The sequence below is a fragment of the Methylobacterium brachiatum genome, from assembly GCF_020523825.1.
Classification (GTDB): Bacteria; Pseudomonadota; Alphaproteobacteria; order Rhizobiales; family Beijerinckiaceae; genus Methylobacterium; species Methylobacterium brachiatum.
Map to the genome: position 1 here is coordinate 66,823 of NZ_JAJALK010000022.1, position 8,792 is coordinate 75,614.

The following is an 8,792-nucleotide window of genomic DNA, read 5'->3' on the forward strand; positions in this document are numbered from 1 at the left end:
GCGTCGTCCGCCCGACCTTGACGACGGGAAGACGGCGATGCTCCTCTCGGAGGACGGGAATCGGGTCTGGCTCACGCCCCTCCCCTAGCACGTCCTGGAGCCACCGGGGGAGCGCCGGCGTGTCGGTCCAGCGCCTGCCCACGGCCGCATTCGCGCACAGGATCTCCCTGCCGCCGGAGATCGGTTTCCTGCTCGCCGAAGGTGTCGACGCCCAGCGGCTGATCCGGGCGGCCCGGGACGCCGCCGCTTCCGGCACCGACGCGGCGACCGCCCTCCTGAATGCCGGGCTGCTGGACGAGACGGCGTATTATCGTGCCCTGGCCCGGAAACTCGGTGCCCCCTATCTCGACGGGCCGATTCCGTTCGGCCTGGGCCTGCGCTTCCCCGACAGCCTGGTCGCCGGGCTCGCGCCCCTGGCGCCCGGATCGGTCGCCCCCTGCGTGCTGGCGCCCCGCGGCCGGCTGATCGCGGAGCTTCTCGACGCCCCCCGTCGCGCCGCGATGCCGGCGATCACCAGCCCGACGCATCTGCGCGAGGCGGTGTTCGCGGCGATCCCCGGGGCGGTGGCGGATCATGCCGCGCAGGATCTGCGACGCCACAGGCCCGAGCAGGCCGTGCCGCACGAGCCCGCGAGCCGGTGGCTGCTGTTCCTCGCGCTCGCGTCGATCGCGGCGCTGTGCCTGTTCGCCCTGCTCCCGCCGCCCCTCGCCCGTGCGGTGACCCTGGCGGGCCAGGGCCTGTTCCTGGCGATGACGACGTTCCGGCTGACCGCGCCGGTCATCGCCGCCCCGGTCGCCGCCGCCCCGGTGGACCTGCTCCCCGACGCCGAGCTGCCGGTCTACACGGTGCTGGTCGCGCTCCATCGCGAGGCCGCGGTGGTGCCGCGCCTGATCCTGGGGCTCGCGGCCCTCGATTATCCGGCGGCCAAGCTGGACATCAAGCTCCTGATCGAGGCGGACGACCCGGAGACCGCGGCGGCCTTGGCACGGATCGCCCTGCCCGCCCGGTTCGAGGTGATCACGGTGCCGCCGGGTGCGCCCCGCACCAAGCCGCGGGCGCTCAACGCCGCCCTGCCGCTCGCTCGCGGTGCCCTGCTCACGGTCTACGATGCCGAGGACGTGCCCGATCCCGGGCAGCTGCGGCTCTCCGCGTCGTTGTTCGCGCGCCTGCCCGAGCGCACCGCCTGCCTTCAGGGCCGCCTTGTGATCGACAATGCCGGCGATTCGCACTTGGCCCGCGCCTTCGCGCTCGAATATGCGGGGCTGTTCGACGTCCTGAACCCGGCGCTCGCACGCCTCGACCTGCCGGTCCCGTTGGGCGGCACCTCGATGCACCTGCGCACCCGGGTGCTGCGCGCGCTCCACGGCTGGGATGCGTGGAACGTCACCGAGGATGCCGATCTCGGCATCCGGCTGGCCCTCGCGGGCTACGCGGTGGGCGACCTGCCGAGCGCGACGATCGAGGAGGCGCCGGCCCGGCTCGGCCCCTGGCTGGCCCAGCGCACCCGCTGGCTGAAGGGCCTGATGCAGACCAGCCTCACCCACGGGCGCCGCCCGCTGGCCAATGCCTGCCGGCTCGGCGGACTGGAGGCGCTGTGCGCGGCGGCGCTGGTGCCCGGCACGGTGGCCTCTTCCCTGGCCTATCCGGTCTGCCTCGCCTGCGCGGTCTGGAATTTCCTGGTCCTGGAAATCCCCGCCGCCCCGTCCTTCGCGGACAATCTCGCCGCGGGGTGCGCCATCACCCTGTTCGGCGTGGGATTTGCCGCCATGGTCCTGCCGGCCCTGGTCGGCTGCACCCGTCGCGGCTGGGGCGACCTCGCGCAATCGACCCCCTGGATGCCGGCCTACTTCCTGCTCGTCAGCCTGGCCGCCTGGCTGGCCCTGATCGAGCTGGTCCGCGCGCCGGTGCGCTGGAACAAGACCCAGCACGGCCTGTCCCGCACCTCGCGCAGCGGCCGGCTGCCCCGGCGGGCGTCGTAAAGTGCGGATTCGGATGACACAGATGTTGCCAGCGCACGGAACTTTGGGAACAGTCGGCCAAGGCGGCTCGTTCGGCCCTTGCGGCACGTCGCTTTGGCGAGCCGGAGACGACTAGGACAACTCTATGGCTACCGGTACCGTGAAGTGGTTCAACGAGACCAAGGGCTACGGCTTCATCCAGCCCGATGATGGCGGCAAGGACGTGTTCGTCCACATCTCGGCTGTCGAGCGCGCAGGGATGCGCAACCTGATCGAGGGGCAGAAGATCTCCTACGACGTCGAGGCCGATCGGCGCAGCGGCAAGGAGAGCGCGGCCAATCTGAAGGCCGACTGAGCTTTCCCGATCCGGGACCGGAGCGGGCGCCCGCGCTTGCGCTTTGGCTAACCGGAGCTGCCTATCATCGGTTTCGCGAGCCGCGTTGCGTATCGGCTCGCGCCGGTGACATCGACGACCTCCCCGCTGCCCCGTGATCGGATCGGGGCGCGGGGGGGCGTGTCACGCAGGATCCTCTCCTTCCGACGCCGCGACCGAAACCTGGCTCTCCGGAGCCTGCGGGCCCGGATGCATCAGGGTTGCGTGCCGGTCATACGCCTTCCAGACCGGCAGCGAGCCTTCCCGGACGAACATCGCGAAGGCTTCCACCGCCTCCCAGCGCGCGAAGGCCTGCTCCCCGTCGAGGGCGCGACCGACGATGCAGGCGCCCTCGGGCGCCTCCAGATCGGGGGATGACGCCGGGTTGCGGCGCTCAAGCGCGAAGACCACGCCCGATCGATCGGGCCTGAGCGCGTCCGGCAGAGCCCCGATCCGGCGCCAGAGACAGTGCCATTGGACGCAGGTCTCGGGACGCTCCGCGTAGATCCCGCAAGCCCGGCCGGTGTTGTGCCGACACAGGATTCCCGCGGGCTTGTCGAGCGCCTTGATCTCCAGAACCCGGCAACAGGCCGTGCACGCGCCGCAGGAGCGACCGGGGACGAGGCCGCCTGCGGCGTGCGGGGCCGTCAAGCGCGGAGGGCCGCGGCCGAGGAGGTCATCGATGATCCTGTGAGGGGCCGACGCGCGGAATGCGGCGTCAGGAAACGCGGCGGGATGCCGTCCGGAGATGTTACAATGTTGCGAAACGTCCCCCGCGGTGGAGAGCCTCGCCGATGCCCGAGAATGCCACGCTCTGGGACCTCGTGACCGACGAGCGCATCGCCATCGAGGCGGTCGGCCGCGCGGTCGACGCCTATCTCGCCGAACCGACGACGCAGGATCACCCGATCGGGCCGGATCACGTCCTCGATCTGGCCGCGGCCGTCGCGGCGCATGCCTTCGCACCCGCCACGATGGTCGATGTCGAGGCCGACGAGCCGGCCCGCCGCATGGCGGTTCGATCGGCCCTGCTGATGGCGCGCCCCACGGCGCGATGACGCGCCGGCCGCCGGCCTCGCACTCGGCCGCATCGCCCCGTCCCGGAGCGGCGCGGCCGGGAGGCCCTACTCGTCGTCGTCGTCGTTGACCTCGACGAGGTCGGCGGTGTTCTCGTCGTCCTCGTCGACCACCAGGGTGTCGTCCTCGACCGTCTCGCCGTCATCCTCGATATCCAGGGCGTCGTCGCCCTCGGTATCGGTGTCCTTGTCGGCTTCCTCGGCTTCGACCTCGTCGAGCGACACGAGCTCGGGGCCCTCGGCCTCGTCCTCCTCGTCGGCCGGCGCCTCCTTGCGGGCCACGACGGGCGGGGCGGCCCGGCCGAACGACGTCGCGACGGCGGTCGGGACGACCTCGCCCGAATAGGGGGAGACGACGGGATCCTTGTTGAGGTCGTAGAACTTTTTCCCCGTCGTCGGGCAGATCCGCTTTGTACCAAGGTCCGGACGCGCCACTGCAACTCTCCTTAGAACGTGTTCGATGCCGGATTGACGGCGTGGTTTCGAGCCTGTGTAGCACAGGACGGCGTCCGGCTACCCCTCCGTTGCGCCCTCTGTGCAGGGCGCAACACGGACCCTTGGCGGACGGGCAGCCCTTTCCGACCGGGAATCCGGATGCCCGCGACCGGGTCACGACCGGCCCGGCGGACCTGTCCGGAAGCCCGGATCGGGCCGCCTCGCCGGTGCGTCGCCCCCAGCCCATGACAGATTGCGCCGCGGAATGTCCGCAGGTGACTGGCATCCGCGCGGCAAGGCTGGCATAGGGCACTTATGTCAGACGTACCACACCCCTACTCCATCGAGGTCTCCCCCATCGCCAAGCCGGAGGGCCATTTCCAATGGGCCATCCGCCGGAGCGGTAAGCTGATCGAGCGATCCGATCGCCCGCATCGCAGCGAGGCGAAGGCGTATGAGAGCGCCATGGAGGCCATCGAGCGGGCGATGAAGCCGGGCGCCGACGGCGGCCGTCGCTGAGCGCGTGAGGCCGGCGGCCCTGCCTCACGGCCCGTGAGGCGGCGCGCCGCACCGAATCAGGTCGCGATCCCGGTGCCCCGCCCTTCGGCGGGCGCCCTGGAAACGTGCGTCCGCCGCCACCGGCCTCGCGCCATGGCGGCGGTGCGGTCGGCCATGCGTCGCATTCCGGACAGCAATCGCGGCCGCGGCTAGAACCAACTGCGGCCCAGCTCGTTGTCCAACATGCCGCAGCGGAAAGACCAGACTGACTGCACCTGCGCGAGCCTGCGGGAACGCCTCGCGTTCAACATCCTGTTGGACGAGCTGGCCATCGCGGCGTTGTCGGACGCGCTGGCGCTCCTGCACGCCACCGGCGATCCGGGTGCCACGCAGATCGAGCACACGATCCGGACCCACCGCATCGCCATCCTGAAACAGCGGGTCATCCTCGGCGCCGCGGGCATCGAACTCGAATGACCGGGGCGGCGCTCTTCGTCGTGCGGGCGAGGAAATCTCATGGGACCGCAACGTACAATTGCCCGACCGCGGAATGGGCGCTCAGGAAGCTGGGCGATTTCCAGGCTGCCGGCCATGACAGCATCAGCATCGTCGGACCGGACGGGCAGAGCCTGACCGAGGCCGAACTCCGCGCGATGATCGACGGTCCCGGGGCCGCGGCGCACAAAGCCGACCGCGTCACGGCCGATCTCAAATCCTGAACCTGCCGGTCGCGCCGCGAGCGACAGCGGCCCGGGATCAGCATTCCGGCAGGTTCACCGCGAGCCCGCCCAGGCTGGTCTCCTTGTACTTGGCGCTCATCTCCTCGCCGGTCTGGCGCATCGCCGCGATGCAATTGTCGAGCGGCATGAAGTGCGAACCGTCGCCACGCAGCGCCAGCGAGGCCGCCGCCACCGCCTTGGTGGCGCCGATCCCGTTGCGCTCGATGCAGGGCACCTGAACCAGCCCGGCCACGGGATCGCAGGTCATGCCGAGGTGATGCTCGAGGGCGATCTCGGCGGCGTTCTCGACCTGGGCGGGCGTCCCGCCGAGCACGGCGCAGAGGCCGGCCGCCGCCATGGCGCTGGCCGACCCGACCTCCCCCTGGCAGCCGGCCTCCGCCCCGGAGATCGAGGCGTTGTGCTTGATCAGGCCGCCGATGGCCGCGGCCGTCAGGAGGAATTCGGGAATCCGCGCCGGATCGGCACCGATGCAATGGTCGAGGTAGTATCGGGCCACCGCCGGGACGACCCCGGCCGCGCCGTTGGTGGGCGCCGTCACGACCGCGCCGCCGGCCGCGTTCTCCTCGTTGACCGCCATGGCGTACACGCTCAGCCAATCCGTCATGACGTGGGGCTGGGCCATGTTCGAACCATGCTCGCGTTCGAGCTGGTCCCGGATCCGCTTGGCCCGGCGCTTGACCCGAAGGCCGCCGGGCAGCTCGCCCTCCCGGGACAGGCCGCGCTCGACGCACGCGTTCATCGCCTGCCAGATCCGGGTGAGGCCGGCCTCGACCTCCGCCTCGGAGCGGCCGACGAGCTCGTTGGCGCGCTTCATCGCGGCCACCGACAGGCCGCTGTCGCGCGCCATGCGGAGCATCGCCGCGGAGGTCTCGAACGGATAGGGCCAGAGCCGGAGATCCGCGGCGGTGCCGGGCGGGGGCACGTCGGCGGCGCGCTGGGCCGCGGTGACCACGAAGCCGCCGCCGATCGAGTAGAAGGTCTCGGACAGGAGCGGCGCGCCCGCCGCGTCGAGGGCGGCGATCACCAAGCCGTTGGCGTGGCCGGGCAGCGGCGGTCCGTAATCGAACACGATCGCCGTCTCCGGGTCGAAGGCGAGGACCGGCAGGTCCACCGGGGCGAGCCGCTTCTCGGCGCGCAAAGCCTCCAGCCTGCGCTCCGCGTCGTCGATCGCGATGTCGGCCGGCCGGAATCCCAGGAGGCCGAGCGCCACGGCGCGGTCGGTGGCGTGTCCGCGGCCGGTGAAGGCGAGCGAGCCGTGCAGCGTCACCCGCAGGGCGGCCGCCGCGGCCCGCGCCTTGTGCCGGCGCAGGAGATCGAGGAAGTCGGCGGCCGCCGTCATCGGCCCCATCGTGTGGGACGAGGAGGGCCCGAGGCCCGGCTTGAAGACGTCGAACACGCTGAGAAACATCGGTTTGCCTATACCGGCCGCGATACCCCGTCACGGGCCGCGGCGATCCTTCATCGAAGCCACGGCCGCGCCGGCCGACGGCGCTCCCGCCGGTGCGGCCATCCGCTGTCGATGCCGACAGGGCCCCGATGGAAGAAACGCGCCACGTGCCGATCGGGCCCGGGATCGCCCATGGCCGCGCTCGGGCCCAAGGATGTATCGGGGGCGCATGGGCGGAGGCTTGCCGCGGACGCGCCAGCGGTGCCGGAAGCGCGTTACGCCGGGCGCTGCAGCGCGTCGGGGGTTAAGCCGCGTCGGCGGGGTCCTTGATCGCTCCGGGGGCCTGCTCTGCCGTCCGGGGAGCCGCGCTGCGGTCCGCCCCGTCCCGGGAAGCCGGGTCGGACGCCGGTTGCGGGTAGCCATTCGCACCGAGGCGCTTCCGGCCGGCGCGGGCGCTGGCCTTCTCGTCCTCCGGAGAGGGGTGGGCGCTGCCGCTCTGATCCCGGGCCATGACGATCTCCTGACCTCACATCCAACCGGTGAGGCGGCCCCCGGTTCGGTGTCGGCGGGAGGGGAGCCTCGCCCCGGTATCGGATCCGGGACGAGGCGTCAGCTGCGGCCGGGGCGAGGAGCCCCGGCGCGCGGCGGCGTCAGTAGCGGCAGACGCGCCGCGGGCCGAAGGGCGTCGGGCGGAAGAAGCAGCGGGGGCCGTAGAAGCGCGGCCGGCGGTATATCGGGCGGCAGCGGCCGTAGGGCCCGGGCGCGAAGCCGGGACCGCAGCCATAGGCGACGGTGCTGATCGCCGCGGCCCCGGTGACCGTATCGGCGGCCAGCGGCGCCAGGGGCGCGGCGCCGGCGGAGGCGAAGCCGAGGCCGCCGACGACGGCCGCGGCTGCCGCGAGCATCTTCACGTGCATCATGGTCAGACCCTCTGTGCAGGCTTGCACCGGATCCGCCCGGCGCAAGATGCCGGGGAGATTGGTCCGGCGGCCTGAATAGAGGCTGACCTTGGCTTTTACGGCCCAGAAACAAACGGGTTCCCGGCCCGCGGGGCCCGGATGCGGCTTACGGGCTGCGCGGCTTGTCGCGCTCGGCGCCGAGGCTCTTGCCGCCTCGGGCCGCCTCCTCGGCCTCGGTGCCGGCCCGCTCCATCGGGCCGTCCTGCGGCTTGACCGTGCCGGTGGCCGTGTCCAGCGGGGCGTTGGCCAGGCCCTCGCTCTCGGGCTTGCCCTGGGGCATCCGCTGAGCCTGCGTGTCGGTCGGCACGTCAGCCATGCTGTGTTCCTTCACGGTCGGAGGGCCCGGCCTTCGGGGCCGGGTCCGATGGGGCCGGGGTGGCGCCGGCAGGAGCGGCCGGCGGGGTCGGGTGGTGCTCGGCGGCTGCCCGCGCCCGACGCTGGGCGTCGTACTCGGTGTTGGCGAGATCCTGCGTGTTGGTCGTCGGCGCGTCTTGCATGCGGAGGCTCCCTTTCGGGGACAACCCCGTGAGAGGCCGGCGGTATCCGACCGCGCGGATGGGCCCGTCGGGCGGGCCGGTGGGTGGGGCCGACCTTCGGTCGCAGCGCACGGACTAGCCGCCGAGGAACGGCGCTGCCGGCCTCGTGTTGATGGCCCAATCAAGATCCGCGAGGCGCAGCGATGTCAGGAACCGCCAAGAAGACCGATCCGAAGCTGTGGGAGAAGGTCAAGCACGAGGTCACGGAATCCGACAAGGGCGGCAAGCCCGGGCAATGGTCGGCCCGGAAGGCCCAGATGGCGACCGCCGAATACAAGAAGGAAGGCGGCGGCTACGCCGGCAAGAAGGATCCCGACAACCACCTCCGGCAATGGACCGAGGAGGAGTGGGGCACGAAATCCGGAACGGAGAGCGGCAAGACCGGCGAGCGCTACCTGCCCAAGAAGGCCCGGGAGAGCCTGACCGACGCGGAATATGCGGCGAGCACCGCCAAGAAGCGGGCCGATACGCGCAAGGGCAAGCAATTCTCGAAACAGCCCAAGGCGGCGGCCGAGAAGGCTGCTGCGGCGCGCGAGGGCGGGTCTTCAGGCGTGACGAAGGCGGCGCTGATGCGCAAGGCCCAGGCGCAGAACGTGCCCGGCCGCTCGCGGATGTCGAAGGCCGAGCTCGCGCACGCCGTACAGGCCTAGGGAGGCAGAAACGAAGACGTCCCGGGATGTGATCCCGGGACGCTCCTCGACTAAGCGACCAGTCTGATCGGGCTGGGGATGCTTAGGTCAAGCGGTTTGGCGAGGTCTTAGTACGAGCCGAACTTGTAGTTCAGGCCGGCGCGGACCACGGCGAACTCGTCGTCGCGGCGGCCGACATTG

The 8,792-nt window shown here is 71.6% G+C and carries 14 protein-coding genes; 7 read left to right on the forward strand and 7 right to left on the reverse strand.

Features of this window, described 5'->3' with window-relative positions; genetic code table 11:
• Positions 1–119 precede the first annotated feature (119 nt).
• Both LGR69_RS28625 and LGR69_RS28630 read left to right on the forward strand, forming a co-directional pair.
• Positions 120–1,979 (forward strand): glycosyltransferase family 2 protein, encoded by a 1,860-nt coding sequence (locus LGR69_RS28625; protein ID WP_230368159.1) that lies wholly within the window; start codon positions 120–122, stop codon positions 1,977–1,979.
• 124 nt (positions 1,980–2,103) lie between these two features.
• Positions 2,104–2,313, forward strand: coding sequence for a cold-shock protein (locus LGR69_RS28630; RefSeq protein ID WP_007563113.1), 210 nt, complete (start codon positions 2,104–2,106; stop codon positions 2,311–2,313).
• Positions 2,314–2,475: 162 nt separating this feature from the next.
• Here LGR69_RS28630 and LGR69_RS28635 read toward each other — a convergent pair whose 3' ends face one another.
• A complete protein-coding gene (locus LGR69_RS28635; protein WP_230368160.1) occupies positions 2,476–2,982 on the reverse strand; it encodes a hypothetical protein in 507 nt (168 codons plus the stop codon).
• Positions 2,983–3,125: 143 nt separating this feature from the next.
• Here LGR69_RS28635 and LGR69_RS28640 point away from each other — a divergent pair, with 143 nt between their 5' ends.
• Positions 3,126–3,389 carry a hypothetical protein gene (locus LGR69_RS28640; protein ID WP_007563117.1) on the forward strand — a complete coding sequence of 88 codons (264 nt, stop codon included), beginning with the start codon at positions 3,126–3,128 and terminating at the stop codon, positions 3,387–3,389.
• A 66-nt stretch (positions 3,390–3,455) separates the two neighbouring features.
• Here LGR69_RS28640 and LGR69_RS28645 read toward each other — a convergent pair whose 3' ends face one another.
• Entirely contained in the window at positions 3,456–3,842 is a 387-nt protein-coding gene (locus LGR69_RS28645) for a TIGR02300 family protein (RefSeq protein WP_007563119.1), read from the reverse strand.
• 315 nt (positions 3,843–4,157) lie between these two features.
• Between LGR69_RS28645 and LGR69_RS28650 the strand changes: the two genes are divergently transcribed.
• The 3 genes from LGR69_RS28650 (at position 4,158) to LGR69_RS28660 (ending at position 5,059) form a co-directional block, all read left to right on the forward strand.
• On the forward strand, positions 4,158–4,361 hold the full coding sequence (locus LGR69_RS28650; RefSeq protein ID WP_007563121.1) for a hypothetical protein: 204 nt from the start codon (positions 4,158–4,160) through the stop codon (positions 4,359–4,361).
• Between the two features lie 213 nt (positions 4,362–4,574).
• Complete coding sequence (locus tag LGR69_RS28655) at positions 4,575–4,817, forward strand: hypothetical protein (RefSeq protein WP_230368161.1); 243 nt, start codon at positions 4,575–4,577, stop codon at positions 4,815–4,817.
• Complete coding sequence (locus tag LGR69_RS28660) at positions 4,814–5,059, forward strand: hypothetical protein (protein ID WP_091864864.1); 246 nt, start codon at positions 4,814–4,816, stop codon at positions 5,057–5,059. Before LGR69_RS28655 ends, LGR69_RS28660 begins: the two co-directional genes overlap by 4 nt.
• A 37-nt stretch (positions 5,060–5,096) precedes the next feature.
• Here LGR69_RS28660 and LGR69_RS28665 read toward each other — a convergent pair whose 3' ends face one another.
• From LGR69_RS28665 to LGR69_RS28685, 5 genes are all read right to left on the reverse strand, one after another.
• Positions 5,097–6,488 (reverse strand): L-serine ammonia-lyase, encoded by a 1,392-nt coding sequence (locus LGR69_RS28665; protein WP_230368163.1) that lies wholly within the window; start codon positions 6,486–6,488, stop codon positions 5,097–5,099.
• 283 nt (positions 6,489–6,771) lie between these two features.
• Positions 6,772–6,978 carry a hypothetical protein gene (locus LGR69_RS28670; RefSeq protein ID WP_122160139.1) on the reverse strand — a complete coding sequence of 69 codons (207 nt, stop codon included), beginning with the start codon at positions 6,976–6,978 and terminating at the stop codon, positions 6,772–6,774.
• Positions 6,979–7,117: 139 nt separating this feature from the next.
• Complete coding sequence (locus tag LGR69_RS28675; RefSeq protein WP_122160140.1) at positions 7,118–7,387, reverse strand: GCG_CRPN prefix-to-repeats domain-containing protein; 270 nt, start codon at positions 7,385–7,387, stop codon at positions 7,118–7,120.
• A 145-nt stretch (positions 7,388–7,532) separates the two neighbouring features.
• Complete coding sequence (locus tag LGR69_RS28680; RefSeq protein ID WP_007563133.1) at positions 7,533–7,742, reverse strand: hypothetical protein; 210 nt, start codon at positions 7,740–7,742, stop codon at positions 7,533–7,535.
• Positions 7,735–7,923, reverse strand: coding sequence for a hypothetical protein (locus LGR69_RS28685; RefSeq protein WP_230368164.1), 189 nt, complete (start codon positions 7,921–7,923; stop codon positions 7,735–7,737). The genes LGR69_RS28680 and LGR69_RS28685 overlap by 8 nt, the downstream gene beginning before the upstream one ends.
• Positions 7,924–8,105: 182 nt before the next feature.
• Here LGR69_RS28685 and LGR69_RS28690 point away from each other — a divergent pair, with 182 nt between their 5' ends.
• On the forward strand, positions 8,106–8,612 hold the full coding sequence (locus LGR69_RS28690) for a hypothetical protein (protein ID WP_230368166.1): 507 nt from the start codon (positions 8,106–8,108) through the stop codon (positions 8,610–8,612).
• The last annotated feature ends 180 nt before the right edge of the window (positions 8,613–8,792 follow it).

What these genes read in the sequence shown, in the direction of transcription:
- LGR69_RS28680 (WP_007563133.1), bottom strand. Translation starts at nt 7,742, where the DNA reads ATGGCTGACGTGCCGACCGACACGCAGGCTCAGCGGATGCCCCAGGGC.
- LGR69_RS28690 (WP_230368166.1), top strand. Translation starts at nt 8,106, where the DNA reads ATGTCAGGAACCGCCAAGAAGACCGATCCGAAGCTGTGGGAGAAGGTC.
- LGR69_RS28630 (WP_007563113.1), top strand. Translation starts at nt 2,104, where the DNA reads ATGGCTACCGGTACCGTGAAGTGGTTCAACGAGACCAAGGGCTACGGC.
- LGR69_RS28665 (WP_230368163.1), bottom strand. Translation starts at nt 6,488, where the DNA reads ATGTTTCTCAGCGTGTTCGACGTCTTCAAGCCGGGCCTCGGGCCCTCC.
- LGR69_RS28660 (WP_091864864.1), top strand. Translation starts at nt 4,814, where the DNA reads ATGACCGGGGCGGCGCTCTTCGTCGTGCGGGCGAGGAAATCTCATGGG.
- LGR69_RS28670 (WP_122160139.1), bottom strand. Translation starts at nt 6,978, where the DNA reads ATGGCCCGGGATCAGAGCGGCAGCGCCCACCCCTCTCCGGAGGACGAG.
- LGR69_RS28685 (WP_230368164.1), bottom strand. Translation starts at nt 7,923, where the DNA reads ATGCAAGACGCGCCGACGACCAACACGCAGGATCTCGCCAACACCGAG.
- LGR69_RS28650 (WP_007563121.1), top strand. Translation starts at nt 4,158, where the DNA reads ATGTCAGACGTACCACACCCCTACTCCATCGAGGTCTCCCCCATCGCC.
- LGR69_RS28675 (WP_122160140.1), bottom strand. Translation starts at nt 7,387, where the DNA reads ATGATGCACGTGAAGATGCTCGCGGCAGCCGCGGCCGTCGTCGGCGGC.
- LGR69_RS28640 (WP_007563117.1), top strand. Translation starts at nt 3,126, where the DNA reads ATGCCCGAGAATGCCACGCTCTGGGACCTCGTGACCGACGAGCGCATC.